This is a genomic window from Streptomyces sp. NPDC046876, from assembly GCF_040645035.1.
Taxonomy (GTDB): domain Bacteria; phylum Actinomycetota; class Actinomycetes; order Streptomycetales; family Streptomycetaceae; genus Streptomyces.
Genome location: NZ_JBEYXK010000002.1, coordinates 73,148 through 100,144 on the forward strand (window position 1 = coordinate 73,148; position 26,997 = coordinate 100,144).

Consider the following 26,997-nt stretch of genomic DNA (forward strand, 5'->3'; position numbering starts at 1 on the left):
GGAGCGAGCGTACGCGGGCGGCCGCGCGCGCACACGGGCTTTTCTAGGCGGCCGTGGGGGTGTGGCGGCCCTGGAGTCTGGCCAGGTCGGAGGGGCGGACCTGGATCGCGAACAGCGCGATGAGCGCGCCGGTCAGGGCGAACAGGGCCGCCACGGTGAAGGCCGAGCTCACGCCCGCGGTGAGCACCTGGTCGCCCCACGGGTCCGGGAGCTGCCCGGTGCGCTGGAGGAACAGCCGCTGCTCGGGGCTCGCGGAGGCCATGAACGCCGGGAGCTGGCTCCGGGCCTCGTGTCGGCTGGCCGTGCCGAAGACGGTGACGAGGATGGACAGGCCCAGCGAGCCGCCCACCTGCTGGGTGGTGTTGAGCAGTCCCGAGGCCGCGCCGGACTCCCGGTCGCGCACGTTGGACAGCGCCGTCAGCGTCAGCGAGACGAACTGCAGGCCCATGCCGAGGCTGAAGAAGAGCATCGGGCCCAGGATGCTGCCGAGGTAGGTGGAGTGGACGTCGGTCTGCGTCAGCCAGGCCAGGCCGGCCGCCGAGCACAACGCGCCCCCCACCATGAAGGGCTTGGGCCCGAACTTGGGCAGCAGTTGGGAGGTGATGCCCGCGCCGACCGCGATGACCGCGCTCACCGGCAGGAAGGCCAGGCCGGCGCGCAGCGGGCTGAAGTCCAGCACGTTCTGCACGAACAGGGTCAGGAAGAAGAACATGCCGAAGATCGCGCAGGCGAGGAAGAGCATGATGCCGTAACTGGCGGCGCGGTTGCGGTCGGCGAACATGTGCAGCGGGGTGATCGGCTGCACGGAGCGGCGCTCGTTGACGACGAAGAGGGTCAGCAGCACCACGGCCAGGCCGAAGGAGCCGAGCGTGAGCGGGTCTCGCCAGCCGTCCTGGGCCGCGCGGATGAACCCGTAGACGAGCGAGACCATGCCGACGGTGGACAGCAGGGCGCCGGCGAGGTCGAAGTGGCCGGGGCGGCGCTCGGACTCGTGCAGGACCCTGGTGGCGAGCAGGCCGATCGCCAACGCGATGGGTACGTTGACGAACAGCACCCAGCGCCAGTCGAGCCATTCGACGAGCATGCCGCCGGCGAGGAGGCCGATCGCGCCGCCGGAGGAGGAGACCGCGGCGAACACGCCGAAGGCCCGGTTGCGGGCCGGACCCTCGCGGAAGGTCGTGGTGATCAGGGCGAGCGCCGTCGGGGAGGCGATGGCCGCGCCCACGCCCTGAAGGGCGCGGGCCCCCATCAACTGGCCGGAGTTCTGGGCGAGTCCGCCGAGCAGGGAGGCCAGGCCGAAGAGCAGGACGCCGAAGACGAAGACCCGCTTGCGGCCGAGGATGTCGCCGGTGCGGCCGCCGAGGAGCAGCAGCCCGCCGAAGGTGAGCGTGTAGGCGTTGACGACCCAGGAAAGGTTCTCGGTCGAGAAGCCCAGCGCGGTCTGGATGTGCGGCAGCGCGATGTTCACGATGGTGATGTCGAGGACGACCATGAGCTGGCACGAGGCGATCACGGCCAGGGCGAGCAGGTGGCGCTTGCCGGTGCGGTTGCCGTTGCCGTTGCCTTTGGTGCCGTTGCCTTTGGTGCCGTTGCCTTTGGTGCCGTTGCCGCTGTCGCGGGCCTTGTCGTCGGCACCGTCCGTCATCGGCGGGAGGTTCGGATCCACCTTTTCGACGCTAAACCTGCACACCGGGGTACACCACTCGGATGGGCCAGCGTCCGCGCCATATACACTGTGCCATGTCACATGACACACTCCGATCATGGACGATTTCCTCAGGCTCTCCGCCGCCACGGCGCGCTTCACGCACGGCGCCCCGCGCGCCTTCTCCTTCGGTGACGACGGCCGGCTCCTCTGGTTCCTGCGCTCCACCGGCCCCACCGACGCCTTCGACGGACTGTGGGTGCTGGACACCGCCACCGGCACCGAGACCCTCCTCGCCGACCCCCGCGCCCTGGTCCCCGAGCCCGGTCCGCTGCCGGCCGCCGAGCGCCGGCTGCGCGAGCGGATCCGGCTCGTGGCCGCCGGGATCGGCTCGTACGCACTCTCCGGCGACGGGCGCAGCGCGGTCTTCGCGCTGTACGGGCGGCTGTTCAGGGTGTCGTACGAGCCCACCGCGGCCGGGGGCGCCACGACCGGGGGCGCCGCCGCCGGGGGCACCACGAACAGCGGCGCCGCGGCCGAAGGCACCCCGCACGACGGCACCCCGTACGACGGCGCCCCGCCCCAGGAGATCCCCGCCGCCGGCCCCGTCTTCGACCCCCGTCCCAACGCCGACGGCTCCCGCACCGCCTACGTCAGCGGCGACGCCCTGTACACCGCCCCCGGCGGACGCATCAGCCCCGCCGACGGGGCCCGCTGGGGCGTTGCCGAGTTCGCCGCCGCCGAGGAGCTGGGCCGCGCCCGCGGCCACTGGTGGTCCCCCGACGGGGTCACCCTGCTGGCCGCCCGCGTCGCCGAATCCGCCCTCCAGCGGCGCCACTTCGCCGACCCCGCGCACCCCGAGCTGCCGCCCGAGGACTTCGCCTACCCCGAGGCCGGCGGGCCCAACGCCGAGGTCCAGCTGTGGGTCCTCGGGCCGGGCGGGCACCGCGTACGGCTCGACTGGGACGCCGGGCAGTACCCGTACGTCTCCGACGCGGGCTGGGAGTCGTCCGAGGAGATCCTGCTGACCGTGCAGGACCGGCTCCAGCAGAACGTGCTGCTGCTCGGCGCCGACCCGGCCACCGGCCGCACCCGGGAGCTGTCGCGCACCACGCACCCCCAGTGGGTCGACCCGCTCGTACCCGGCACCCCGGCCCGCCTCCCCGACGGACGGATGCTCACCGCCGCCGACACCCCCGGCGGCGCCGCCCGCGCCCTCGCCCTGGACGGCAAGCTGCTCACCGGTGACGACGTCCAGGTCCGCGGCGTCGCCGGCCTCCACCGGGGCCGGCTGCTGATCGAGGCCGGACTGCGCGACCCGGCCGAACAGCAGGTGCTGCTGCTGGACCCCGACACCGGGGAGCTGAGCGTCCTGGCCGACGACACCGAGGTGCCCACCGTGCACGGCGTCCAGGCCTCGGGCGGCGCGCTGCTGCTGACCGCCGCCGGCCGGGACGGCATACGCCGGACCCTGCGCACCGCCGACGGGCGCGAGTTCACCCCCGCGGACCTGTCCGAGCCGCTGCCGTACCGGGTCGCCCCCGTCCTGGAGCGCGTCACCGAGCACCGCGTCCCCACCTCGCTGGTGCTGCCCCGCGGGCACGTCCCCGGCAGCCGGAAGCTGCCCGTGCTGGTGGACGGCTACGGCGGCCCCGGCTTCCAGGACGTCAGCGCCGAGCCGCGCCGCTGGCAGCACCGCCAGTGGTGGGCCGACCAGGGCTTCGCGGTGGTGACCGTCGACAACCACGGAACCCCGTACGTCTCCCCCGCCTTCACCCACGCCATGTACCGCCGGTTCTCCGAGGTCACCCTCGAGGACCAGGTCGCAGCCCTCCAGGCGCTCGGCGCCCGCCACGGCGACCTCGACCTCGGCCGGGTCGGCGTGCGCGGCTGGTCGTACGGCGGCTACACGGCGGCGCTCGCGGTGCTGCGCCGCCCGGACGTCTTCCACGCGGCGGCCGCGGGGGCCGCGCCCACCGACTTCCGGCACTACGACACCGCGTACACCGAGCGCTACCTGGGCCTGCCCGCGGAGAACCCCGAGGTGTACGAGCGGGAGTCGCTGGTCCGTGAGGCGCCGAAGCTGACCCGGCCGCTGCTGCTGGTGACCGGCCTGGCCGACGACAACGTCCACCCCTCGCACACCCTGCGCCTGTCGCAGGCGCTGACCGACGCGGGCCGCCCGCACCAGCTGCTGGCGCTGCCCGGGGTCACCCACATGACCCCGAACGGCACGAAGGAGAAGCTGATGGCCCTGGAGCTGGAGTTCTTCCGCCGGGAGCTGGCCGTCGCCTGACGGGGCGTCGCCTGACAGGGCGTCGTCTGCCGGCCGACCCACCGTGCCGGCCCGGTCCTCCGGTCCGGATAGGTGAAGGGCCCTCGAGCCGATCGTGTCGGCTCGGGGGCCCTTGCGGTTTCCCGGGATCCCCGTCAGTCCCCCGGGAAGTGGCAGGCCACCTCGCGCGAGGTGGCGCCCTGCGTGATCCGCAGCAGCGGCCGCTCGGTGCGGCACACCTCCTGCGCCTTCGGGCAGCGCGGATGGAAAGTGCAGCCCGGGGGCGGTGCGGCCGGGCTCGGCGGGTCGCCGAGGAGCACGATCCGCTCGCGCCGCCGCTCGGCCGCCGGGTCCGGCAGCGGCACGGCGGACAGCAGCGCCCGCGTGTACGGGTGCTGGGGGCTCTCGTACAGGGCCCGCTTGTCGCCGATCTCGACGATCCGGCCGAGGTACATGACAGCGACCCGGTCGCTGACCCGCTTCACCACGGACAGGTCGTGCGCGATGAACACGTAGGCCAGGCCCAGTTCGGAGCGCAGCCGCTCCATCAGGTTGACGATCTGCGCCTGGACGGAGACGTCGAGGGCGGAGACCGGCTCGTCGGCGACGATCAGCCGGGGGCTGGTGGCCAGCGAGCGGGCGATCCCGATGCGCTGCGCCTGCCCGCCGGAGAACTCGTGCGGGTAGCGGTCGATGTGCTCCGGGATCAGCCCGACCAGATCCATCAGCTCGGCCGCGCGGCGCCGGGCGTCGGCGGCCGACCAGCCCTGCACCAGCAGCGGGTCGGAGATGATCCGGGCCACCGTCTGGCGCGGGTTGAGCGAGGAGTGCGGGTCCTGGAAGACCATCTGCAGGTGCCGGCGCAGCGGGCGCAGGGTGCTCTGCGGGAGCCGGGTGATGTCCTGGCCCTCGAAGGCGATGCTCCCCGAGGTGGGCTCCAGCAGGCGGACGATCATCCGGCCGGTCGTGGACTTCCCGCAGCCCGACTCGCCGACGAGGCCGAGGGTCTCGCCCGCGGCCAGGTCGAAGGAGACCCCGTCGACGGCGCGCACGGGCGCCCCCCGGCGCCCGGTCGCCGACCGCCGGCCGGGGAAGGCCATGGTCAGGTCGCGTACGGAGAGCAGCGGGGCGGTGCCCGTCCCGTCGCCGCTGCCGACCGGGGCGGGGCTGGTGGTGGGGGTCGGGGTGGTGGGGGTGGGCGTCATCGGGCCGCCTCCTCGGCGATCGCGGATCCGGCGAAGTGGCAGGCGGCCGTCCGCCCGGGCTGCTGCCCGTACGGCTCCAGCGCCGGGCGTACGTCGGTGCAGCGGGCCGCGGCCTTGGGGCAGCGTGGGGCGAACGCGCAGCCGGGGGCCGGCGCCAGGAGGGAGGGAGGGGAGCCGGGGATGGCGCGCAGCGGCTCGTCGTCGGCGTCGTCCAGCCGGGGCAGCGAGTCGAGCAGGCCGCGGGTGTAGGGGTGGGCGGGCTCGGCGAACAGGGCGTCGGCGCCGGCCTGTTCGGCGGCGCGGCCGCCGTACATGACGAGCACCTCGTGGGCCACGCGGGCGACGACGCCCAGATCGTGGGTGATCATCACGATGCCGAGGCCGCGCTCCTGCTGGAGGCGGGCCAGGAGGTCGAGGATCTGCGCCTGGACGGTGACGTCGAGGGCGGTGGTCGGCTCGTCGGCGATGAGCAGGTCGGGCTCGCAGGCCAGCGCCATGGCGATCATCGCGCGCTGGCGCATGCCGCCGGAGAACTGGTGCGGGTACTCCCCCGCGCGGCGGGCCGGCTCGGGGATGCCTACCTCGCCGAGCATCTCCACGGCCCGCTTGCGGGCGGCGCCGCGGCGCGCCTTGAAGTGGACGCGGACGTGCTCGGCGATTTGCTCGCCGATCGTGTAGTAGGGGTGCAGGCTGGAGAGCGGGTCCTGGAAGATCATGGCCATCCTGCGGCCGCGGAGCCGGGACAGCTCCTTCTCTCCCGCCGTGGTGAGCTCCCGGCCCGCGAGCCGGATGGAGCCGGTGACCTCGGCGCCGCGGTGCAGGCCCATGACGGCGAGGGAGGTCACCGACTTGCCGGAGCCGGACTCGCCGACGATGCCGAGGGTGCGCCCGGCCTCGACGGTGAAGCCGAGTGAGTCGACGGCGCGGACGGGGCCGCGCGGGGTGCTGAAGGTGACGCTCAGGTCGCGCACTTCGAGCAGGGGGGACGGGGCGCTGTCCGGGCTGGTGGCGGAGGCGGAGGCGGAGACGGAGGCGGGCATCAGTACCTCACCCTCGGGTCGACGACGGCGTACAGGAGGTCGACGGCGAGATTGGCGACGACGATGAAGAAGGCGGCCATCAGGGTGACCCCGAGGACGACGGGCTGGTCGGAGCTGACGAGCGCCCCGTAGAACAGCCGCCCGACGCCGGGGAGTCCGAAGATGGACTCGGTGATGACGGCGCCGGCGAGCAGCCCGCCGAGGTCCATGCCGAAGATGGTGAGGATCGGGGTCATCCCGGAGCGCAGGCCGTGCTTGACGACCACGGTCCGCTCGGGCATGCCCTTGGCGCGGGCGGTGCGGATGTACGGCTCGGCCATCGCCTCGATCATGGAGCCGCGGCTCTGGCGGGCGTACATGGCGGCGTACAGCAGGGCGAGCGCGGTCCAGGGCAGCAGCAGGTTGGAGGCCCAGCCGAGCGGGTCTTCGCCGAGGGACCGGTAGGAGGGGTAGGGCAGCAGCCCGGCGACGCGGATGACCCCGTAGATGAGCATCACGGAGGTGAAGTAGACGGGCAGGGAGGCGGCGGCGACCGCGCCGACCATCAGCGTCTTGTCGGTGGCGGTGTCCTTGCGCAGGGCGGCGGTGACGCCGGCGCCGAGGCCGAGGACGAGCCAGAGCACGGCGGCGCCGAGGGCGAGGGAGGCGGAGACCGGGAGGCGGTCCATCAGCAGGTCCCACACGGGCAGGGAGTTCTCGTACGAGTAGCCCAGGCACGGGAAGTCGCAGCGGACGGCGTACTGCCCGCTGCCGAGGGTGCGGCCGGTGAAGATGCCGGTGAGGAAGTCCCAGAACTGGCGCCACAGCGGCTGGTCCAGACCCAGGTAGGCCCGGACGTCGGCGATGCGCTCGGCACTGCAGGTCTTTCCGCAGGCGGCCGCGGCCGGGTCGGAGGGCAGCACGTAGAAGATGAGGAAGGTGACGGCGGCGATGGCGAGCAGGACGCCGGCGAGGGCGAGGAGCCGGCGCACGAGGTAGAGGATCAACTGCGGGCTCCCCTCGGGTCGAGGATGTCGCGCAGGGCGTCGCCGAGGAGGGTGAAGGCGAGGACCGCGAGGAAGAGGAAGGTGCTGGGGATGACGAAGTACATCGGGTCCGTCTCGTAGAAGGCGACGGACTCGGCGATCATCTGGCCCCAGGAGGGGGTGGGCGGGCGGACGCCCACGCCGAGGTAGCTGAGCGCGGCCTCGGTGCTGATCATGCCGGGGATCAGCAGGGTGGTGTAGGCGATGACCGGGCCGGAGACGCCCGGGAGGATGTCTCGGGTGAGGATCCGCCAGGGGCCGGAGCCGCCGACGCGGGCGGCGTCGACGTACTCGCGGTGCTTGAGGGAGAGGGTCTGGCCGCGGACGACGCGGGCGACGCCGGGCCAGCCGAAGATGCCGATGACGGTGGTCATGAGGACGATGCGGTTGACGTCCTTGGCGACCGACAGCATCGCGATCATGAAGATGAGGGACGGGAAGGACATGGTCAGGTCCATCAGGCGGGACAGGACGGCGTCGGTGCGGCCGCCGAAGTAGCCGGCGGCGATCCCGGCCGCGGTGCCGGTGACCACGACGATGGCGGTGGCGGCGAACGCGATGAGCAGCGAGACCTGGGCGCCGGTGACGACGCGGGCGAACAGGTCGCGGCCGGTGACGGGTTCGACGCCGAGCCAGTGCTCGGGGCTGATCCCGCCGAGGGAGCCGAGTGGCTGCCCGCCGAGGTAGGGGTCGACGGCGGCCTTGTCGAACTCCTGCGGGGACCAGCCGCCCAGGGAGCCGAGCCAGGGGGCGGTGGCGGCCATCAGGACGAACAGGGCGACGACGCAGAGGCTGATGCGGACGGCGGTGCGGCGGCGGAGCTCCCGCCGGGCGAGCTGCCAGGGGCTGCTGCCGGGCGGGAGGTCCTTGGCCGACGCACCCTGGGGGGCGGCGGCGGTGGTGGCGGAGGCGGTCATGGCGGTGGCTCAGCCCTGGCTCTTCGCGGGGTCCTTCAGGCCGACGGTCCCGTAGTCGATGGTTCCGGTCCACACGGGGTGGCCGTAGGCGCCGGCGATGTTGGGGCCGATGAGCAGGGGCTTGCGCTCGAGGAGGATCGGGACGGCCGGGGCCTTCTTCATGATCTCGGCGTCGAGGTCGATCCAGGCCTGGTTGGCCTGCTTGGCGTCGGCCATGGCGTTGATCTCGTCGATCCGCTTCATGGTGGCCTCGTCGCGGAACTGGGCGTAGTTGCCCTGGTTGCCCTTGTCCTTGATGGTGCGGCCGTCGAAGACGAACGGGATCCAGGTGGAGCCGGAGGGGTAGTCCGGGCACCAGCCGGTGAGCGTCATGTCGGGGGTGGTGGACAGGTCGCCGATGACGTCGTAGTACGCGCCCGGGTCGACGGTGTCGATGACGACCTCGACGCCGGCGCGGGCCAGGCCCTGCTGGAGGGCCTCCGCCCTGCCCTTGTCGCCGGTGGAGACGGTGAGGGAGACCTTCAGCTTCTCCTTGCCGGCGGCCTTGAGGAGTTCCTTGGCCTTGGCGGGGTCGCCGGCCGGGGCGATCCCCAGGGTGTCGGCCTGCTTTCCGCCGGTGAGGGCGGGCGGCAGGTAGGCGGTGGCGACCTCGTTGAGGGCGGGTCCGCCGGCGGCGGTGACCACGGCCTCCTTGTCCACGGCGTACTGCATGGCCTCGCGGACCTTGGGGTCGTTGAAGGGGGCGCGGGAGTTGTTGAGGTGCAGCATGCTCGTACAGCCCTGGGACTCGGCGAGCATGCGGGCCTTGATCTCGGGCTTGGGCAGGACCTTGGGGGCGCTTTCGGGGCGCATGTTGGAGTACTCGACGGCGGAGGCGTCGGCGCCCTCGCCGGCGATGATGCGGTCGTCGATCTGGCCGCCCTTGAGGCCCATGACGACGACGAACTTGTCGGGGTAGGCCTTGCGGACGGTGTCGGTCTTCTGGTCCCAGTGCTCGTTGCGGACGAGGACGAGCTTCTTGTCGCGGTCGTACGTCTCGATCTTGTACGGGCCGGAGGAGAACGGGCGGGCGTCGTACTGGGTGCCCTTCTCCTGGGACTGCGGGACGGGCGCGAAGGTGGGGAGGGTGGCGGTGGCGGAGAACTCGGCGACCGGCCGCTTGAGTTCGAAAACGATGGTGCGGTCGTCGGGAGTCTTGACGGAGTCCAGGTGCTGCCCCTGGAGCGGCCCCTTGTAGCCCTCGGTGCCGGCGAGGTACTGGGCGGCGTAGTCGGGGCCGCCGGTGAGGTCGGGGGCGAAGGAGCGCTCGACGTTGTACTTGATGTCCTGGGCCTTGATGGGCGAGCCGTCCTCGTACTTGACCCCCTCCTTCAAGGTGAAGGTCCACGTACGGCCCCCGTTGGAGGGGGTGCCGAGGTCGGTGGCGAGGTCGGGGACGAGCTCGCTGCCGGCCTTGCCGGGCTCGGCCTTGAAGGTGACGAGGGTGCGGTAGAGCAGCCGCGTGCCGAAGTCCATGGTCGGCATGACCCAGTTGCGGGCGGGGTCGAGGTGGGCGAAGTCCTGGTTGGACAGGACGGTGAGGGTGCCGCCCTTGACGGGGGTGCCGCCGAGGACCTTGCCGTCGTTGGCGGAGGCGGGGTTGGACGCACCCCCGCCGGCGGAGCCCTTCTTGGGGTCGGAGCAGCCGGAGGCACCGAGTGCGAGAGCGGCCACCAGGGCGGTGGCGAGGGCGAGTTGGGTGCGCTTGGTCATGGTCACTCCAGTGAAGGGCCGCGCTCTATGATGTGACCGGTAACATAGTAATGTGAAATTGCACTGCACAAGGGGTCGGCATCGCCGTTATCCAGCCGTGTCCAAATGGTGCTGTTCACAGGGGAGTTGGCGACGGCACCCCTAGGCCTTTCCCCGCGCGGCAGTCCGTGGCGATGATGACGCCCATGGGGGAAGACGAGAAGAACGGCGGCGGGGGCCGGACCGAAAACTCCATCGGCGGTGGGGACTTCCACGGGCCCGTGATCATGGCCGGGAGCATCGACGGGGCGTTGTTCGGAAGCCGCCGCCCGAAGGCCGCGCTGCTGCGGACCGGCCTGCCGGTGGCGGTCCTCCTCGGCCTGGTGCTGGCCGGGGGCGCGTACGCCGTGCGCAACCACCTCGCCGACACCGCCGCCCGGGAGTCCCGCTCAGCGGGCAACGCGCCCACCGGACCGATCAGCGCGTCCCCGGCGCCACCCTCACCGAGCCCGTCCGGCTCGGACCGGCCGTCGCCGGAGCCGTCGGCGACACCTTCACCTGCGCCCGCACCCTCGACCCCGGCTCCGGGCCCTTCGGCACCGCCACCCGCTCCCCGGCCGGAGGGCCAGGGTGCGGCGCCGCTGAAGAACAAGGTCCTGCGCAACCGGTCCACCCGCATGTGCGTCGGCACTCCCGTCGGCGCCGGTGCGCCGAGCCAGGGCACGCCCGTACAGCAGGTGTCCTGCCGGGCCGGGGACGCCGACCAGCGGTTCGACCTCGTCCCCGGCGCGGGCGGCGACTACCTCGTCAGCCCGGCCAAGAACCCGGACCTGTGCCTGGACCCGCCGGAGCTCGGCATCCCGGCCAACTCGCAGATCGGCCTGTTCCCGTGCTGGGACGGCAAGGGCGACAACCAGCTCTGGCGACTCAAGTGGGACACCGCCCGCACCGCCTTCCGACTGGTCAACGCCCTGTCCGGTGACACCGACCGGCCGATGTGCCTGGACGTGCCCGGCCTCGGCGAGCGCAGCGAGGGGCTGCCGCTGGGCGTGTACCCCTGCAACGGCTCGGGCGAGGACGACCACTGGTGGACCCTAGAGTCCTGAGCCGAGGCCGCCCGGGGTGCGGCCCACCGGTTCGTTGCGGCCCTGGGCCCACAGGGAGCGGACGTGGCCGAGGTGGCGGAGCATGCAGGCCTCGGCGGCCTCCGCGTCGCCCGCGAGCATCAGGTCCAGGAGTTCGATGTGCTCCTCCGCGCTGGAGACCAGCTTGCCCGCCTCGTCCAGGCCGGTCAGGCCGTACAGGCGGGAGCGCTTGCGCAGGTCGCCCACCGTTTCGACCAGGCGGTCGTTGCCGGCCAGGCCGAGGAGGGTGAGGTGGAAGCGGCGGTCTGCTTCGAGGTAGCCGATGAGGTTGTGCTCGCGGGCGCTGGTGACGATCTCCTCCGCGATCGGGCGGAGGGCTTCCAGCTGGTCCTTGGTGGCGATCTTGGTGACCTTGCCCACCGTCGGGACCTCGATCATCGTGCGGAGTTCCGTGTACTGGTCCAGGTCGCGCTCGCTGACCTCGGTGATCCGGAAGCCCTTGTTGCGGACCGGTTCCACCAGGCCCTCGCGGGCCAGGTCCAGCATGGCCTCGCGGACCGGGGTGGCGGAGACGCCGAGCTCGGCGGCGAGACCGGGCGCCGAGTAGACGCTGCCGGGGCGCAGTTCGCCCGCTATCAGGGCTGCTCGCAGGGCGTGGCCGACCTGGTCGCGGAGCCGCTCCTGGGCCTTGATGAGACTGTGCTGCTTCAGGTCACCCATTGCTTTCCTCCGAGACCCCTTCACACCACCGAGGTGCAGAGGAACAGCGTACAATGTCACGTTTCGCTGTTCGTCCCGCCCGCCCCGGCCGCGTGGTACATCGCCACCGCCACCGCCAGATCCTCCCAGGCCATGCCCACGCTCTTGAAGAGCTGTGGACAACCCGGCGGTCCCGGCGCCGGCATCCGGCCCGCCACCAGGTCGGCCAGGGTGCCGTTGATATGACCGGGGCCGATCGCCCCCTCCGCCTCCGGGATCAGCAGGTCCCCCGCCTCACGCAGCGCCGCCGAGCGCGCCTCCACGTACACGGCCGAGCGCCGCACCAGGGCCGTGTCGGTCTCCCGGGCGTCCGGCTCGTGCGAGCCGACCGCGACGACCACCGCTCCGGGGTCCACCAGGCGCCCGTCGAAGAGGGGGGTCCGGGCCGTCGTGCAGCACAGCACCAGGTCGGCGCCGGCCACGTCCGCCGCCGTCCCCGCGCGGGCGGGGATCCCGAGGAACTCGGCGTGCCCGACCAGCTTCCGCACCCCGCCCGGGTCCCGGGCCACCACCACCGCCCGCCCCAACTCCCGTACTGCCGCCGCGGCTTCGAGGTGCCCGTAAGCCTGCGGCCCGCTGCCGAACAGCACCAGCCGCAGCGGCCGCCCCTCGGGCGCCAGGTGCCGCAGCGCCAGCGCCGAGACCGCGGGCGTGCGCAGCGCCGTGAGAGCGGCGCCGTCCAGCAGGGCGACCGGGCGCAGGGTGGCCCCGTCCAGGAGCAGGTACGAGCCGGTGATGCGGGGCAGGCCGCGCGCCGGGTTGCCGGGCGCGACCCCCGCGATCTTCACCCCGGCGTACGCCCCCTGCGCGGCCGGCATCAGCAGCAGCTCTCCCCCGCCCGGCACGGCCACCGCGCTGCGCTGCGGGCAGGACTCCGGGTCCAGCCCGGCCCGCAGCGCGTCGGCCAGGGCGTCGGCGGCCCCGGCCGGGCCGAGCAGCCCGGCGAGCTCCTCGGCCCCGAACTGCCGGATCACAGTTGGAAGCCCGGGCCGAGGGCGTCGTGCGGCGCGAGGGTGAACAGGTGCTCGCCGGTCCGGTACGCCGTGCCGGTGACCTCCGTGACCACTCCCTCGGCCTCGTGGCCCGCGTCCGGCGCGAGCAACCGGCCCGTGAACACCGTGCCGACCACCGACTCGTGCAGCAGGTCCTCCCCCGCCCCCAGCCGCCCGTCCTCCGCCAGCAGCGCGAGCCGCGCCGAGGTGCCGGAGCCGCAGGGCGAGCGGTCGATCTGCCCGTCGGCGAAGACGGTGACGTTGCGCTGGTGCGGGCCGAATGGGGTGTCGGGGAGCTCCTCGTACAGGATCACCCCGTAGACCCCGGAGAGCAGCGGCCCGCCCGGATGCCAGGTCGCGGGGTGGGTGGCGAGCGCGGTGCGGATCTCCCGGCCGGCGCGCACCAGGTCGGGCAGGGCGGCCCGGGAGACCTCCAGGCCGAGGTCGCGGGCGCGCACGGAGGCGTAGCAGGCGCCGGCGTGCGCGATGTCCGCCTCCGTGAGCCCGAGGGTGGTCGCGACGGGCACCTTGCGGGCGGCGACCCGGGCCGGCACGTTGCGGAAGGTGACCCCGGTGGTGCGGCCGCCGTCGCGGTGCACGGTGGCCGCGACCCGCCCCGAGGGCACGTCGATCCGCACCTGCACCTCCCCGTGGTCGGGGGCGGCGACGAGGCCGGTGTCCACCGCCCACGCCCCGAGGGCCATGGTGCCGTGGCCGCAGGCGGTGGAGTAGCCGTCCTTGTGCCAGAACAGCACCCCGAGGTGGGCGCCGTCGTCGTCGGGCGGCACGACGAACCCGCCGTACATGCCGGCGTGCCCGCGCGGCTCCTGCACGAGGAGCCGCCGTACGTCGTCCAGCTCGCCCCGCCGCGGGGCCGTCCCGGAGCCGCCGGGCCCGATGGCGGTCGCGCAGCGCTCGGCGACCGTGTCGCCCGGCACGGGCGGGAGTCCGGCGGCACGCGTGTCGACGATCCGGAAGGGCTCGCCGCCCGTGTGGTAGTCGACGGTCCGTACGGCGGTCGGCTCGGTCACAGGAGAAAGCCTCCGGGGAAGGGGTCGGTCGGGTCGAGGAAGTACTGGGCGGTGCCGGTGATCCAGGCGCGGCCGGTGACGGTGGGGACGACGGCCTCGTACGGGCCGACCGTGGTGCGTCCGACGAGGCGGCCGGTGAACTCGGTGCCGATGAAGGACTCGTTGACGAAGTCGGTGTCGAGGTCGAGGAGGCCGCGCGCGTGCAGCTGGGCCATGCGCGCGCTGGTGCCCGTACCGCAGGGCGAGCGGTCGAACCAGCCCGGGTGGATGGCCATGGCGTGGCGGGAGCGGCGGGCGTCGGAGCCGGGGGCGGCGAGGTAGACGTGCTTGACCCCGGCGATGGAGGGGTTCTCGGGGTGGACGGGACGGTCGTCGGAGGCGTTGATCGCGTCCATGACCGCGAGGCCGGCGGCGAGCAGGTCGTCCTTGCGGGCGCGGTCGAAGGGGAGGCCCAGGGCGTCGAGTTCGACGAAGGCGTAGAAGTTGCCGCCGTAGGCGAGGTCGTAGGTGACCGTGCCGAGGCCGGGGACTTCGGCCTTGAGGTCGAGGCCGGCGCTGAAGGCGGGGACGTTGGTGAGGGTGACGGCGGTGGCCGCCCCGTCCTCGACGCGGACGTCGACCGAGACGAGTCCGGCCGGGGTGTCGAGCCGGACGGTGGTGACCGGCTCGACGGCCGCCACCATGCCCGTCTCGACGAGGACGGTGGCGACCCCGATGGTGCCGTGCCCGCACATGGGCAGCAGGCCCGACACCTCGATGTAGAGCACGCCGAAGTCGGCGTCGGGCCGGGTGGGGGGCTGGAGGATCGCGCCGCTCATCGCGGAGTGGCCGCGCGGCTCGTACATGAGCAGGGTGCGGACGTGGTCCATGTGCTCGATGAAGTGGAGCCGCTTGTCGGCCATGGTGGCGCCGGGGATCACCCCGACACCCCCGGTGATCACCCGGGTCGGCATGCCCTCGGTGTGCGAGTCCACCGCGTGGTAGATGTGGCGCGTGCGCATGGGATCCCCCGGTCGGCTAGTTGAGTCCCTCGGCGAGGGCCTTCTCGGTCGCGGCGCGGACGGCCGCCTCGGTCTCCCCGGTGAGCGGGAAGCGGGGCGGGCGGGTGGCGCCGCCGGGACGTCCGGCCAGGTCCATGGAGAGCTTGATCGCCTGGACGAACTCGGTCTTGGAGTCCCAGCGCAGCAGGGAGTGCAGGGACTTGTAGAGCGGCAGGGCGGTGGCCAGGTCCCCGGCGACGGCGGCCCGGTAGAGGTCGGCACAGGAGCGGGGCAGGGCATTGGGGTAGCCGGCGATCCAGCCGACCGCGCCGGCGAGGGCGAGTTCGAGCAGGACGTCGTCGGCGCCGATGAGGAGGTCCAGGCCGGGGGCGAGTTCGGCGATCTCGTAGGCGCGGCGGACGTCGCCGCTGAACTCCTTGACGGCGACGATGCTGCCGTCGGCGTGGAGCCGGGCGAGGAGGGCCGGGGTCAGGTCCACCTTGGTGTCGTACGGGTTGTTGTACGCGACCACCGGCAGGCCTGCCTTGGCGACCTCGGCGTAGTGGGCGCGTACGGTCTCGTCGTCGGCGCGGAAGGCGTTGGGCGGCAGGAGCAGGACGGAGCCGGCGCCGGCCTCGGCGGCCTGGTCGGCCCAGCGGCGGGCCTCGGCACTGCCGTAGGCGGCGACGCCCGGCATGACGCGGCTGCCGTCGCCGGCGGCCTCGACGGCGGTGCGGACGACGCGGGCGCGCTCCTCGTCGGTGAGGGTCTGGTACTCGCCGAGGGAGCCGTTGGGGACCACGCCGTCGCAGCCGCTCTCGATGAGCCAGGCGACGTGTTCGGCGTAGGCGTCGTAGTCGACGGAGAGGTCCTCGCGCAGCGGCAGGGCGGTGGCGACCATGATGCCGTGCCAGGGGCGGGTGCGGGTGTCCGCCGGGGCGGAGGGCGTGGCGGGCGCGGGCGCGGTGGTGTGCGCGTCGGTCATTGAGAGCTCCCTAGAGTGGTGTGTGACATTTTACTTGGGGGTGTGACTCGGCCACAAGAGGCCGGAGCCCGACGGTTCCGGCGCCGGCGGGCCTGCCGATCAGCCTTGGGCGGGCGGAAGTTCGGCCAATTGGCGCAGGGGCACCGGACAGGACAGGGGCCGCCGGTCCGGCGCCGGCTCCTCGCCGGCCAGCGCCGCCACGGCCGGGCCGCACATCCGGCCCTGGCACCAGCCCATTCCGGCGCGCGTGAGGAGCTTGGCGGTACGGGCGTCCCGGGCGCCGAGGTCGCAGACGGCCTCCCGGATCCGGCCGGCCGGAACCTCCTCGCACCGGCAGACGTCGGTGTCGTCGGTCAGCCAGCCGGTCCAGCCGGCGCCGGGGCGGTGGGCCGCGCCCATCGCGTCGGCGAAGGCGCGCAGCCGGGCGCGGCGGCGGGACAGGGCTCCGGGCACGGGCCGGCCGGCGATCGCGTGGGCCGCGATCTCGCCCTCGACCAGGGCCAGTTGGGCGCCGCCGATGCCGCCGGTCTCCCCGGCGGACCAGATGCCGGGGACGGAGGTGCGCTGGCGCGCGTCCAGCTCCAGGGCCACCGTGCCGTCCGCGGCGCGGCGGGTGGCGCAGCCGAGGGAGGTGGCCAGCTCCAGCTGCGGGACCAGCCCGTGGCCGACGGCCACGGCGTCGCAGGGGATCCGGCGGGCCGTACCGGGCAGCGGGCGCCAGTCGCGGTCCAGGCGGGCCACCGTGACGGCCTCGACGCGGTCGGTCCCGTGGGCGGCGGTCACCGCATGGCGGGTCAGGAGCCGGATGTGACGGCGCAGCAGGGCACCGCCGTACGTGGCGCCTTCGGCGAGCTTGGCCGGATTGCGCAGCAGGGCCTGCAGGTGCGGGGCGTACGCGGTGTAGGCGCCGGCCTCGACCGCGGCCGGCACCCGGGCCCCGGCCGCGGCGAGGGAGCCGGCGACGGCGAGGAGCAGGGGGCCGCTGCCGGCCACGACGACGCGGTGGCCCGGCAGGACGAGGCCGGACTTGAGCATGGCCTGTGCGCCGCCGGCGCCGACCACGCCGGGGAGGGTCCAGCCGGGGAAGGGAAGTTGGCGTTCGTACGCGCCGGTGGCCAGGAGGACGGCTCCGGCGTGGACGGTTGCGGGATGGTCGTCGGGGGTCGCGACGGCGTGCAGGGTCCAGGGGGCCGCCTCGCCGGCCGCCTCGCCGGTTCCGGGGGCTTGCGCCCCTGGGACCACCGTCCAGACGTGGTGGCCCGGGAGGTACGTGACGCGGCCCGCCGCCACGTGGGCCGCCAGGGCGGCGTCCCGCTCGGCGAAGGCGGCCCAGCCGTGGTGCAGGGCCTCGGGGCGGTCGGCCCCGAGGGCGGGGGCCGGGTGCCGGTAGAACTGGCCGCCGGGCCGCTCCCCCGCGTCCAGCAGGACGACGCGCAGGCCGAGCGCGGCGGCGGCCACCGTGGCGGCCAGGCCGGCCGGGCCGGCGCCGACCACCGCGAGGTCGGCCGGGGGCTGCGGCGGCTGCGAAGGCTTCGGTCGCGGGTCAGACGGCGAGGTCGGCACGGCCGGTCCCTTCCTGGGTGGTGATGGTGTCGCCCGGCTGGGCGGGGACGAGGCAGGCGCGCTGGTTCGGGCGGCCGTTGACGGTGACGAGGCAGTCATAGCAGCTGCCGATGCCGCAGAACGCGCCGCGGGGGCGGCCGCCGACGCGGGTGGTTCGCCAGGCGAGGATCCCGGCGGACCAGAGGACCGCGGCGATGCTCTGGCCCGCGCTGGCGGTCAGTTCGCGGCCGTCGAAGCGGAGGGTGTAGGTGGCGTCCGGGTGGCCTCCGACCAGGGTGCGGGGGGTCCGGTCCGGCCGGGGGGCGGGGTGGGTCATCTCGTGTCTCCCTCGGCGGGTGGGGCCGGTTGCCACCGGGTGGGCGGGGTGGTCCGGGCGGGTGGCCGTGTTGCGGTCAGGCGGGGGGGTGGGCTGTGGTGCGGTCGGGCGGGGGTGGGTGGGGCGGTCCGGGGTGGGGGCCGCTGCGCGGAGCCCTCTCCCCGCCCCGCCCTTTCTCCGTATCCCGGGGGCTCCGCCCCCGGACCCCCGGTCCTCAAGCGCCGGACGGGCTGGATCATGCGAAGCGGTTCGGGTGGAACGGGGTGAGGGGGACGGGTAAGGGGGTGTGGGTCAGGGACGAGGCGATCAGCACCCCCGTGGCCGGGGCCAGGCCGATGCCTGCGCCCTCGTGGCCGCAGGCGTGGTGGAGGCCGGGGACTCGGTGGTCCGGGCCGATGGCCGGGAGGTGGTCCGGCAGGTAGGGGCGGAAGCCGTGGTAGGTGCGCAGCACCCGGACGTCCGCCAGGACCGGGAACAGCGCGGCCGCCTGGGCGGCGAGGCGGCGCAGGGCCTCCACGGACAGGGTGCGGTCGAAGCCGACGCGCTCCCGGGTGGCCCCGATGAGGACCGGGCCGGCGGGGGTGCCCTCGACCACGGCCGAGGACTGCAGGGCCGCGGAGCCGCTGGCGACGTCCGCGATGTAGTCCGCGGCGTACACCTTGTGCCGGACCACCCGCGGCAGCGGCTCCGTCACCAGGACGAACCCGCGCCGCGGTAGCACTGGGAGGGTGGTGCCGGCGAGTTCGGCGATGCGGCCGCCCCAGGTGCCGGCGGCGTTGACCACCGCGGGGGCGAGGAGTTCACCGCGCGCCGTGCGGACCCCCCGGACGCTGCCGTCGGCCGTGCGCAGGACGGCCGTGACCTCCTCGCCCAGGTGCAGTTCGGCTCCCGACGCGGCGAGGAGCCGGGCCGCCGCCTGGGCGGGCTGGACCTGGGCGTCTTGGGGGTAGTGGAAGCCGCCGGCCATGCCGTGCGCGAGGTGCGGCTCCAGTGAGTGGAGGTCATCGGGGGCCGCCTCCAGCGCCTCCACCCCGGCGGCGCGCTGCCCGGCGGCGAAGTCGCGCAGTGCCTTCAGGGTGGCTTCGTCGGGGGCGACGACGAGGCCGCCCTTGGGCTCGTACTCGATCTCCTGCGGGAGCTCCGCGGCGAGTTCGCGCCACAGGCGGGCCGACAGCAGGGCGAGGTCGAGCTCCGGGCCGGCCTCCTTGTCGGAGACGAGCAGGTTGCCCTCCCCCGCCCCGGTGGTGCCGCCGGCGACGGGGCCTCGGTCGACGACGGCCACGCGCAGGCCGGCGCGGGCGGCGTAGTACGCGCAGGCGGCGCCGACGACGCCGGCTCCGATGATCACGACGTCCAGGGGATGTCTCTTGGGCACGGCAGTAATATGTCACATTCTTTAGTGGGTGCCTAGGTCCCGGCGCCGCACCGGCGGCCGGTCCCGCCCCCCGTGGCACGGGGCCGGCCGCCGCGGGCACCGGTCAGCTGCGCAGCGGTCCCTCGCAGCTGTAGCCCGAGGTGCCCGCCCTGTGGTCGGACCACACCTCCACCGGGGCGAAGGTGCAGTTCATGTCGGCGAGGTTGTTGGAGGCCGCGCCCGCCCGGTCGAGGAGGAAGTAGTCCACCGTCTCCGACATGTCCTTGAAGTTCTGGTCGTCGCTGCGCCAGTTCTTCAGGTTCGCCGTGATCCGCCCGGTGCAGGTGAACCGCCGCTTGCCCGGGTCCCCGTTCTCCACGCAGTCCGGCGTGCTGTACGTGGCCGTCGCGAAGGAGGACTTCACGGCCGCGAGCGCGGAGTCGCGCAGCTGCTCGTTGGGGGTGAAGACGGTGTTCGGCACGTACAGGTCGTTCACCTTGGCGATCTGCGCGTCCAGGAAGCGGTCGTAGTCGCGCTGGAGGTACGTGTCCGAGCCCATCCGGTGGCGCCAGGCGTCGAAGCCGGCCACGTCGTCGCTGCGCAGGCGGGTGTACATCTCGCGCAGCAGCGAGGGCTTCTCGGTCCACAGGAACTCGAAGAACGTGCCCGCGTAGTTGTAGAAGCGGAAGCCGTCCCCGTCGTAGGTGGCGTGCAGGAGCTGGTCGACGCTCATGCGCGGGCCGCCGCCGGCGGTGTCGCTGATGATGCCCCGGACCAGGGACTTGCGGACGGCGATGCCGTTGTCGCGGGTGGCGCCGTCGAAGAACTCGGCGGTGCCCTCGTCCATGGCGGTCGTGCGGTCGTTCTCGTACCAGGGGCCCTGGCCGAAGAAGCCGGGGACGGCGAAGCGCCCGTTGAGGTAGTGCGTGTACTCGTGCCGGAAGAGCTCCTCGAGGGTGAGGGAGGAGTCCTGCGGGACGCGCCGCTGGTAGGTGTAGAAGGTGGCGCCGTTCTCGATGTAGATGCCGCCGTTGTTGGTGCCGTAGCCCGTCAGGATCGGGTGGTAGTTCACGTAGTCGGCGCGGGAGGCGTACAGCACGATGTTCAGGGTGGTGTTCGGGTCGCCGGCGAGCGGCTGGTCGGTGCCCAGGACCCGGTGGAACTGCGTCTTGACCTGCTTGCTCGCGTAGTAGAGCTGGTCGACGGTGGCCCGGTCGAGGGCGGTGCGGACCTTGATGCCGCCGTTGTCGTAGGTGTAGGTGTTCGGGAAGAGCTGCTTCTCGATGTCCTCCTTGCACACCCCGTACGGCTTGCACGCCCCGTAGAAGTTGAGCCAGGAGACGACCTTCGCCCACTGCTCGCTGCCGTCGCCGAAGGTGGAGCGGGCGACCGGGAGCAGGGCGCCGAGGTCGGCGACGGTGCGGTCCTTGACCGCGTCGACCTGGCCGAAGCGGCCGAACTCGCCGAGCGCGTCGCGCGCCACCCAGGAGTTGGCGGTGCCCTTGAGGTGTCCGTAGCCGGCGAAGGCCTTGAAGAAGTCGCGGTAGGAGGCGTCGGCGGCCACCGCCGCGTGGAAGGCGGTGTCCTGGTTGCCCGGGTAGACGCCGAGGTAGTTCACGGACAGGGCGGCCAGGGCGGCGCCCGCCCAGGCGGTGTCCTGGTTCGTGGCCGGGTGGGCCGGGTCCATGGTGGCCAGGACCTTCTTGATGAGCTCCAGCTGGTGCTGGCGCAGGCCGGGTGCGCTGGCGGCGTAGAGGGCCTCGCGCAGCGTGCGGGCGTTGGAGGCCGTGGCGTCGAAGGTGCGGGCGGCGGCGCCGAAGTCGGCGATGGCCCGGCGCATGGCGTCGACGGTCGGGGGGTCGGTGACGTCGATCTCGGAGCGCGAGTAGTCGTGGTAGGCCACGGCGTGCAGGTAGGTGAACATCTCCTCCAGGTGGGAGGAGCCCTTCCCGTCGTGGGCGGCGGCCAGGGCGGATATCCGGCGGGACACGGCCTGGACGTGGGCGTCGGACATGACCGGGGCCAGGCGGGCGTCCCAGGTCCAGATCAGCCCGCGCAGACAGCCGTCGGCGGTGACGGCCTGGTCGCCGAGGAAGTCGGCGAACTGCTCCGGGGACAGGCCGGTGATCCCGTCGAGGGTGCAGGGGACGCCCGCGGCGAGGGTCCTGCCGGTCGGGGCGGCCTGGGCGGCGACGGACTTGCGGCTCTTCTCGGTGCGTTCGGCGGGCGCGGCCGCGGCCGTGGCGGCGCCGGGTGTGCGGCCGGCGGCGGGCGCGGGGGCCGGGGCGGTGCCGGGGGCCCGGTCGGCGCCGGGCGCGGGGGCCGGGGCGGGAACGGCCTCCTGCTGCGTGGCCACGCGGTCGACCTCGTCGAACGGGTTCGCACCGGGCGCACCGCCGGTGAAGGCCGCGGGCGCGGCGGCGGCTCCGGCCGCCCGGGCGGGGGCGGGGGCCGCCGCGGTCTCGGCGGCCTGGGTCACGGCCTGGCCGGCGGTGGCGAGCAGGGTGACGGCGACGGCGGCCGAGAGGAGGGACGTACGCACAGCTCTGTGCTGGGACACCAAGGACTCCTGAAGGGAGGGGAGGTGGGGGACATGGCGCGCAAGGTGCTGCGTGAGGCGTGGTGCGTGAGGCGTGGTGCGTGAGTGGTACGCGAACTGCCCTGCGCCACTCGAACTGCCTTGTGTCATACGGCGTTTGACGGGGATTAACGCACCGCGGTGTGAGCTGTAACATAGTAATGTGAAATTGCACTGACAAGACCTGTGCACCCACCAGTTCTCGTCTTCCCCAGGGAGCCCTTGTGTCCGACGCCTCCTCCCGCCTCAACATCGGCAGCCACGACCTGCCGGTGTCCCCCGAGTTGTCCCGCTTCATGGCGGGCAACTGGGCCCCGTCGCCGCTCCCCGACACCGCACGGATCCCCGCGTACGAGGTCACCCCCGCCCGGCGCGCCCGGCTCTCGGCGCTGTTCCCGGGCGAGCGGCTGATCGTCCCCGCCGGGGAGCTGAAGGTCCGCTCCAACGACTGCGACCACCGCTTCCGCCCGCACAGCGCGTACGCCTGGCTCACCGGCCTGACCGGGGAGGACCAGGTGGGCCACGTCCTGGTGCTGGAGCCGGCCGGCCCGCACGGCCACGAGGCCGTCCTCTACCTGCGCCCGCGCTCCGCACGCACGGGCGGCAACGAGGAGTTCTACCGGGACCGCCGCTACGGCGAGTTCTGGGTCGGCCGCCGCCCCGACCTGGCGGAGGCGGAGCGCCTGACCGGGCTGCGCTGCGCCCACCTGGACACCCTCGGCACTCCGGACGGGCGCAATCCGGCCACCGACCCGGAGCTGGCGGCCGCGCTCTCCGAGCTGCGCCTGGTCAAGGACGCCTGGGAGGTCGAGCAGCTCCAGCTCGCGGTCGACCACACCGCCGCCGGGTTCGAGGACGTCGTACGGGCGCTGCCGCGGGCCCTGGCGCACCCGCGCGGCGAGCGGTGGATCGAGGGCGTCTTCGACCTGCGCGCCCGCGCCGAGGGCAACGGCACCGGGTACGACACCATCGCGGCGTCAGGGGCGCACGCATGCGTACTGCACTGGATCCGCAACGACGGCCGGCTCGACCGGGACGAACTGCTGCTGCTCGACGCGGGCGTGGAGACCGACACCCTCTACACGGCCGACGTCACCCGCACCCTTCCGCTGTCGGGGCGCTTCTCCCCCGTCCAGAAGCAGGTGTACGAGCTGGTGCTCGCCGCCCAGGAGGCCGGGATCGCGGCGCTGCGCCCCGGCGCGAGCTTCCGCGACTTCCACCGGGCCGGGATGCGGGTGATCGCCGAGGGCCTCGCGGAGTGGGGCGTGCTCAAGGACGCGCAGGGCGACCTCCACCGGCGCTACACCTTGTGCAGCAGCGGCCACATGCTCGGCCTGGACGTCCACGACTGCGCCAAGGCGCGCGCGCAGACGTACCTGGACGGGGTCCTGGAGGAGGGCCAGGTGCTCACGGTCGAGCCGGGCCTGTATCTCCAGCCGGACGACGAGACGCTGCCGCCGGAGCTCCGGGGCATCGGGGTCCGCATCGAGGACGACCTCGTGATCACGGCGACCGGGGCCCGGCTGATGTCGGGGGCGCTGCCGCGCACCGTCGCCGGGATCGAGGAGTGGATGGGGACGCTGCTGGAGGGCTGAGCGCCGGCGTCCGACGAGTCACGCCGGTCCGCAGCGTGCGAGGGGCCGGCCCGGGTGCCCCGGGCCGGCCCCTCGTCGCGCGCGAGCAGGACTCGGGCTGGGTTCAGAGGTGCGCTTCAGGGGTGCGCTTCAGCGGTGCGGTCTAGTGGCGGTGGCCGTTGTCGTAGCGGCCGTTGTCATAGCCGTTGTAGTGGTTGTAGTAGTCGTTGTAGTGGCCGTAGTCGCCGCGGTCATAGTTCGAGTAGTAGCGGTTCCAGTTGTCGTACCGGTAGTCGTTCCGGTAGTCGTACCAGGCGTCGACGTCCCAGCACCGGTCGTAGCGGTCGCGGCGGTAGTTCCAGTCGCAGCAGTAGCGCCAGTCTCCGCGCCAGTCGTCGCACCACCTGTAGTTCTGCGGAACCTGCGTGCTGGAGCTCTGCGGAACCTGCGTGTGCTCCGCGGCGAAAGCACCGCTCACCGGCATGAGGCCGAGCGTGACGCCCGCGGCCCCCGCCACGACCGCTGAAATGATCCCTCGGCGCATGACCATGCACCTCCGAACATGGTTGACGATGTCACAAAGGGGACATATCCACCCTCCCTCGTCCTCCTGCCCCTGTCAAAGTCATGACGGAGCCGCCCCGTCGAGAACGGCAATACCGTCCAGTTCGACCAGCGCCTCGACGTCCCAGAGCCGGACGATGCCGACGACCGCCATCGCCGGATAGTCGCGGCCCGCCAAGCGGCGCCAGATCCGGCCCAGTTCGCGGGCGTGGGCCCGGTACTCCGCCACGTCCACCGCGTACACCGTCACCCGCACCAGGTCCGCCGCGGTGCCGCCCGCTGCGGCCAGGGCGGTCAGCAGCCCGGACAGGGCCCGCTCGAACTGCTCGGGCAGCGTGTCGCCGACCACCTTGCCCGCGGCGTCGAGGGCCGTCTGGCCGGCCAGGAAGACCAGCCGGGAGCCGGTCGCGGCCACCGCGTGGGAGAAGCCCGTCGGCGGGGAGAGCTCGGGCGGGTTGATGCGCTCGGGGCTCACCGGTACAGCTCCCGAGCGATGATCGTGCGCTGGACCTCGCTCGCCCCCTCGTAGATCCGCGGGGCGCGGACCTCCCGGTAGAGGTGTTCCAGCAGGTGGCCGCGTTGCAGGGCGACGGCCCCGTGCAGCTGGACGGCGTGGTCGACCACGTACTGCGCCGTCTCCGTCGCCAGCAGCTTCGCCATGGCCGAGCGGCGCGGCACGTCCGGGGCGCCCGCGTCGTACGCGCCCGCCGCCGCGTAGACCAGCAGCCGGGCGGCCTCGGTCCGGGTGGCCATCTCGGCGACCCGGTGCCCCACCGCCTGGAGGTCGCCGAGCACCCCGCCGAACGCGGGCCGGCGCGCGGTGTGGGCCAGCGTCGCGTCCAGCGCGGCCCGTGCCATGCCGACCGCGAAGGCCCCCACGCTGGGTCGGAACAGGTTGAGGGTGGCCATCGCCACGGCGAAGCCCCGGCCCGGCTCGCCCAGGAGGTCTGCGGGACCCACCGGGACCCCGTCGAAGACGAGGCGGCCGATGGGGTGCGGGGAAAGCATGTCCAGGGGCTCGCCGGACAGGCCCGGCCGGTCGGCGGGGACCAGGAAGGCGGTGACGCCCTTGGCGCCCGGCCCCTCACCCGTTCGGGCGAACACGGTGTAGAAATCCGCCTCGGGGGCGTTGGAGATCCAGCACTTCTCCCCGGTCAGCCGCCACCCGCCCGCACCGCGCGCGTCTCCCCCGCCCCCCGCCGCCGGGTCCGGCTCGGCCGCCAGGGCCAGCGCCGCCGCGTCCGACCCGGCCCCCGGCTCGCTCAGCGCGAAGGCCGCCACCGCCCGCCCGGCCCGCACCCGCGGCAGCCAGCGGTCCCGCTGCTCCGCCGTGCCCGCGCTGAGCACGGGGTGGGCGCCGAGCCCCTGGAGGGCGAGGGCCGTCTCCGCCTCCGTGCAGCCGTACGCGAGGGACTCGCGCAGCAGGCACAACTCCAGGGCGCCCGCGTCGAAGACCCGCTCCAACAGGCCGAGCGCGCCGAGCTCGGCCAGCAGCGGGCGGTTGACCCGCCCCGGTTCCCCCTTGTCGGCCAGCGGGCGCAGCCGCGCGGCCGCCACGGTGCGCAGCTCGGCGCACCACTGCTCTTGTTCCGCTCCGAGCGCGAATCCGGTCATCCGAACATCCCCGCTTCTATCGCGTCGTATTGACTGCCGTCACCATCACGATACGCTCGTGGCGAACACCGCACGGCCGGCTCCACCCACTTCGGTCCCCCACCAGGGGGCCGCTGCCGTTGCAAGGGGGCGAATCCGCCTTGGAGCTCAAGCCATCCGCCCACACCGACACCTTCGCCCGCGACCACCTGCCGCCGGCCCACACCTGGCCGCAGCTCGTCTTCGAACTGCCCGAACTGGCCTATCCGGACCGGCTCAACTGCGGGACCGAGCTCCTCGACGGCACCATCGCCCGCCTCGGCCCGGAGCGCCCCGCCTTCCGCAGCGAGAGCGGCGAGGTGTGGACGTACGGGGAGCTGCGCGACCGCGTGGACGCACTGGCGCACGTGCTCACCGCCGACCTCGGCGTGGTCCCCGGCAACCGGGTGCTGCTGCGCGGCCCGACCGGGCCGTGGCTGGCCGCCTGCTGGCTCGCGGTGATGAAGGCGGGCGCGGTGGCCGTCACGGTGCTCGCCCAGCAGCGGGCCCAGGAGCTGGCCACGGTGTGCGCGATGGCCCGGGTGCGGCACGCGCTGTGCCACGTCACGGTGCTGGACGACCTGGCCCGCGCCGCGGCGCCCGGCCTGCGGATCACCCCGTACGGCGGCGAGGGCCCCGGCGACCTGCTGCAGCTGGCCGAGCGCCACCGCGAGCCCTTCCCGGCCGTGGAGACCTCCGCCGACGACGTGGCCCTGATCGCCTTCACCTCCGGGACCACGGGCCGCCCCAAGGGCTGCATGCACTTCCACCGCGACCTGCTCTCGGTCGCCGACACCTTCTCCCGCACCGTGCTCAGACCCCGGCCCGACGACGTCTTCGCAGGCAGCCCGCCGCTCGGCTTCACCTTCGGCCTCGGCGGCCTGGTCGTCTTCCCGCTGCGCGCGGGCGCCTGCGCACTGCTGATGGACCAGGCGGGGCCGCGCCGGCTGCTGCCCGCCCTCGCCGAGCACCGGGTGACGGTGCTGTTCACCGCCCCCACCGCGTACCGGGCGATGCTGGACGCGCTGGGCCCGTACCACGTCGGGGCCTACGACCTCTCCGCGCTGCGCCGCTGCGTCTCGGCGGGCGAGAACCTCCCGGCCGCGACCTGGCAGGCCTGGTACGAGCGCACCGGGCTGCGGATCATCAACGGGATCGGCGCCACCGAGCTGCTGCACATCTTCATCTCCGCCTCCGACGACGACATCCGGCCGGGCACCACCGGCCGCGTCGTCCCCGGCTGGCAGGCCCGCGTGGTCGACGCCGCGGGCCGGCCGGTCGCGGACAACGAGCCCGGGCTGCTCGCCGTGCGCGGGCCCGTGGGCTGCCGGTACCTGGCCGACCCGCGGCAGGAGGAGTACGTACGCGGCGGCTGGAACCTGACCGGGGACACCTACGTCAGGGATCCGGAGGGCTACTTCCGCTACGTCGCCCGCGCCGACGACATGATCGTCTCGGCGGGGTACAACATCGCGGGCCCGGAGGTGGAGGAGGCGCTGATGCGCCACCCGGACGTGGCCGAGGCGGCGGTGGTCGGGCGCCCGGACGAGCGGCGCGGGCAGATCGTGGTCGCGTACACCGTGGCCCGGCCGGGCACCACCCTGTCCGAGGAGGCGCTGCGGACGTTCATGCGGGCCGAGCTCGCGCCCCACAAGTGCCCGCGCGTGTTCGTATTCGTTCCGGCGCTGCCGCGGACCGCGACCGGGAAACTGCAGCGGTACCGGCTGCGCGATCTAGAGTGAGCCC

Annotated in this window: 22 protein-coding genes; 4 read left to right on the top strand and 18 right to left on the bottom strand. The window is 73.7% G+C overall.

The features are described from left to right. Nucleotides 1–43: 43 nt before the first annotated feature. Nucleotides 44–1,492: an MFS transporter gene (locus tag ABZ924_RS02040; protein ID WP_361902952.1), complete on the bottom strand. Its 1,449-nt coding sequence runs from the start codon at nt 1,490–1,492 to the stop codon at nt 44–46. 271 nt (nt 1,493–1,763) lie between these two features. Here ABZ924_RS02040 and ABZ924_RS02045 point away from each other — a divergent pair, with 271 nt between their 5' ends. Beyond that, nucleotides 1,764–3,941 carry a prolyl oligopeptidase family serine peptidase gene (locus ABZ924_RS02045; RefSeq protein WP_361902580.1) on the top strand — a complete coding sequence of 726 codons (2,178 nt, stop codon included), beginning with the start codon at nt 1,764–1,766 and terminating at the stop codon, nt 3,939–3,941. A gap of 134 nt (nt 3,942–4,075) precedes the next feature. On the opposite strand, the gene ABZ924_RS02050 is transcribed toward ABZ924_RS02045, so the two are convergent. The 5 genes from ABZ924_RS02050 to ABZ924_RS02070 all read right to left on the bottom strand — a co-directional run bounded on the left by ABZ924_RS02050 (nt 4,076) and on the right by ABZ924_RS02070 (nt 9,859). Then, nucleotides 4,076–5,020, bottom strand: coding sequence for an oligopeptide/dipeptide ABC transporter ATP-binding protein (locus tag ABZ924_RS02050; RefSeq protein WP_361902955.1), 945 nt, complete (start codon nt 5,018–5,020; stop codon nt 4,076–4,078). Between the two features lie 101 nt (nt 5,021–5,121). Next, nucleotides 5,122–6,165, bottom strand: coding sequence for an ABC transporter ATP-binding protein (locus ABZ924_RS02055; RefSeq protein ID WP_361902585.1), 1,044 nt, complete (start codon nt 6,163–6,165; stop codon nt 5,122–5,124). Beyond that, entirely contained in the window at nt 6,165–7,151 is a 987-nt protein-coding gene (locus tag ABZ924_RS02060) for an ABC transporter permease (protein ID WP_361902588.1), read from the bottom strand. Before ABZ924_RS02060 ends, ABZ924_RS02055 begins: the two co-directional genes overlap by 1 nt. Further along, complete coding sequence (locus tag ABZ924_RS02065) at nt 7,148–8,107, bottom strand: ABC transporter permease (protein ID WP_361902591.1); 960 nt, start codon at nt 8,105–8,107, stop codon at nt 7,148–7,150. Before ABZ924_RS02065 ends, ABZ924_RS02060 begins: the two co-directional genes overlap by 4 nt. A 9-nt stretch (nt 8,108–8,116) precedes the next feature. After that, entirely contained in the window at nt 8,117–9,859 is a 1,743-nt protein-coding gene (locus ABZ924_RS02070) for an ABC transporter substrate-binding protein (RefSeq protein WP_361902594.1), read from the bottom strand. A 185-nt stretch (nt 9,860–10,044) separates the two neighbouring features. On the opposite strand from ABZ924_RS02070, the gene ABZ924_RS02075 reads away from it, so the two are divergent. After that, nucleotides 10,045–10,944, top strand: coding sequence for an RICIN domain-containing protein (locus ABZ924_RS02075; protein ID WP_361902597.1), 900 nt, complete (start codon nt 10,045–10,047; stop codon nt 10,942–10,944). Here the strand turns inward: ABZ924_RS02075 and ABZ924_RS02080 are convergent. The 9 genes from ABZ924_RS02080 to ABZ924_RS02120 form a co-directional block, all read right to left on the bottom strand. Continuing rightward, a complete protein-coding gene (locus ABZ924_RS02080) occupies nt 10,933–11,643 on the bottom strand; it encodes a GntR family transcriptional regulator (RefSeq protein WP_361902600.1) in 711 nt (236 codons plus the stop codon). The two genes, ABZ924_RS02075 and ABZ924_RS02080, sit on opposite strands and share 12 nt — an antisense overlap. 56 nt (nt 11,644–11,699) lie before the next feature. Then, nucleotides 11,700–12,656: an ornithine cyclodeaminase family protein gene (locus tag ABZ924_RS02085; protein WP_361902603.1), complete on the bottom strand. Its 957-nt coding sequence runs from the start codon at nt 12,654–12,656 to the stop codon at nt 11,700–11,702. Then, the gene (locus tag ABZ924_RS02090) at nt 12,653–13,705 is read right to left on the bottom strand and encodes a proline racemase family protein (protein ID WP_361902606.1); all 1,053 of its coding nucleotides are present in this window, start codon (nt 13,703–13,705) and stop codon (nt 12,653–12,655) included. Before ABZ924_RS02090 ends, ABZ924_RS02085 begins: the two co-directional genes overlap by 4 nt. Next, a complete protein-coding gene (locus ABZ924_RS02095) occupies nt 13,702–14,706 on the bottom strand; it encodes a proline racemase family protein (RefSeq protein WP_361902608.1) in 1,005 nt (334 codons plus the stop codon). The genes ABZ924_RS02090 and ABZ924_RS02095 overlap by 4 nt, the downstream gene beginning before the upstream one ends. Nucleotides 14,707–14,722: 16 nt before the next feature. Further along, nucleotides 14,723–15,586, bottom strand: coding sequence for a dihydrodipicolinate synthase family protein (locus tag ABZ924_RS02100; RefSeq protein WP_361902958.1), 864 nt, complete (start codon nt 15,584–15,586; stop codon nt 14,723–14,725). A 183-nt stretch (nt 15,587–15,769) separates the two neighbouring features. Next, nucleotides 15,770–17,233, bottom strand: a complete 1,464-nt coding sequence (locus ABZ924_RS02105; protein ID WP_361902611.1) for an NAD(P)/FAD-dependent oxidoreductase — start codon at nt 17,231–17,233, stop codon at nt 15,770–15,772. Further along, a complete protein-coding gene (locus tag ABZ924_RS02110) occupies nt 17,214–17,549 on the bottom strand; it encodes a (2Fe-2S)-binding protein (RefSeq protein WP_361902614.1) in 336 nt (111 codons plus the stop codon). Before ABZ924_RS02110 ends, ABZ924_RS02105 begins: the two co-directional genes overlap by 20 nt. Before the next feature lie 235 nt (nt 17,550–17,784). Further along, nucleotides 17,785–18,924 carry an FAD-binding oxidoreductase gene (locus ABZ924_RS02115; protein WP_361902617.1) on the bottom strand — a complete coding sequence of 380 codons (1,140 nt, stop codon included), beginning with the start codon at nt 18,922–18,924 and terminating at the stop codon, nt 17,785–17,787. 103 nt (nt 18,925–19,027) lie between these two features. After that, nucleotides 19,028–21,463 (bottom strand): collagenase, encoded by a 2,436-nt coding sequence (locus ABZ924_RS02120; protein ID WP_361902620.1) that lies wholly within the window; start codon nt 21,461–21,463, stop codon nt 19,028–19,030. Nucleotides 21,464–21,705: 242 nt separating this feature from the next. Here ABZ924_RS02120 and ABZ924_RS02125 point away from each other — a divergent pair, with 242 nt between their 5' ends. Next, nucleotides 21,706–23,076 (top strand): aminopeptidase P family protein, encoded by a 1,371-nt coding sequence (locus tag ABZ924_RS02125; protein ID WP_361902623.1) that lies wholly within the window; start codon nt 21,706–21,708, stop codon nt 23,074–23,076. A 142-nt stretch (nt 23,077–23,218) separates the two neighbouring features. On the opposite strand, the gene ABZ924_RS02130 is transcribed toward ABZ924_RS02125, so the two are convergent. From ABZ924_RS02130 to ABZ924_RS02140, 3 genes are all read right to left on the bottom strand, one after another. Beyond that, the gene (locus tag ABZ924_RS02130) at nt 23,219–23,599 is read right to left on the bottom strand and encodes a hypothetical protein (RefSeq protein ID WP_361902626.1); all 381 of its coding nucleotides are present in this window, start codon (nt 23,597–23,599) and stop codon (nt 23,219–23,221) included. Nucleotides 23,600–23,680: 81 nt separating this feature from the next. Next, nucleotides 23,681–24,094: a RidA family protein gene (locus ABZ924_RS02135; RefSeq protein WP_361902629.1), complete on the bottom strand. Its 414-nt coding sequence runs from the start codon at nt 24,092–24,094 to the stop codon at nt 23,681–23,683. Then, complete coding sequence (locus ABZ924_RS02140; RefSeq protein WP_361902631.1) at nt 24,091–25,233, bottom strand: acyl-CoA dehydrogenase family protein; 1,143 nt, start codon at nt 25,231–25,233, stop codon at nt 24,091–24,093. The genes ABZ924_RS02135 and ABZ924_RS02140 overlap by 4 nt, the downstream gene beginning before the upstream one ends. Nucleotides 25,234–25,373: 140 nt before the next feature. Between ABZ924_RS02140 and ABZ924_RS02145 the strand changes: the two genes are divergently transcribed. After that, nucleotides 25,374–26,993, top strand: coding sequence for an AMP-binding protein (locus ABZ924_RS02145; protein ID WP_361902634.1), 1,620 nt, complete (start codon nt 25,374–25,376; stop codon nt 26,991–26,993). Nucleotides 26,994–26,997 lie beyond the last annotated feature (4 nt).

Excerpts from the sequence above, each read along its gene's own strand:
- ABZ924_RS02040 (WP_361902952.1), bottom strand. The coding sequence starts at position 1,492 with ATGGTCGTCCTCGACATCACCATCGTGAACATCGCGCTGCCGCACATC.
- ABZ924_RS02045 (WP_361902580.1), top strand. The coding sequence starts at position 1,764 with ATGGACGATTTCCTCAGGCTCTCCGCCGCCACGGCGCGCTTCACGCAC.
- ABZ924_RS02050 (WP_361902955.1), bottom strand. The coding sequence starts at position 5,020 with ATGGCCTTCCCCGGCCGGCGGTCGGCGACCGGGCGCCGGGGGGCGCCC.
- ABZ924_RS02055 (WP_361902585.1), bottom strand. The coding sequence starts at position 6,165 with ATGCCCGCCTCCGTCTCCGCCTCCGCCTCCGCCACCAGCCCGGACAGC.
- ABZ924_RS02065 (WP_361902591.1), bottom strand. The coding sequence starts at position 8,107 with ATGACCGCCTCCGCCACCACCGCCGCCGCCCCCCAGGGTGCGTCGGCC.
- ABZ924_RS02070 (WP_361902594.1), bottom strand. The coding sequence starts at position 9,859 with ATGACCAAGCGCACCCAACTCGCCCTCGCCACCGCCCTGGTGGCCGCT.
- ABZ924_RS02075 (WP_361902597.1), top strand. The coding sequence starts at position 10,045 with ATGGGGGAAGACGAGAAGAACGGCGGCGGGGGCCGGACCGAAAACTCC.
- ABZ924_RS02080 (WP_361902600.1), bottom strand. The coding sequence starts at position 11,643 with ATGGGTGACCTGAAGCAGCACAGTCTCATCAAGGCCCAGGAGCGGCTC.
- ABZ924_RS02095 (WP_361902608.1), bottom strand. The coding sequence starts at position 14,706 with ATGCGCACGCGCCACATCTACCACGCGGTGGACTCGCACACCGAGGGC.
- ABZ924_RS02100 (WP_361902958.1), bottom strand. The coding sequence starts at position 15,586 with ATGGTCGCCACCGCCCTGCCGCTGCGCGAGGACCTCTCCGTCGACTAC.
- ABZ924_RS02110 (WP_361902614.1), bottom strand. The coding sequence starts at position 17,549 with ATGACCCACCCCGCCCCCCGGCCGGACCGGACCCCCCGCACCCTGGTC.
- ABZ924_RS02130 (WP_361902626.1), bottom strand. The coding sequence starts at position 23,599 with ATGCGCCGAGGGATCATTTCAGCGGTCGTGGCGGGGGCCGCGGGCGTC.
- ABZ924_RS02140 (WP_361902631.1), bottom strand. The coding sequence starts at position 25,233 with ATGACCGGATTCGCGCTCGGAGCGGAACAAGAGCAGTGGTGCGCCGAG.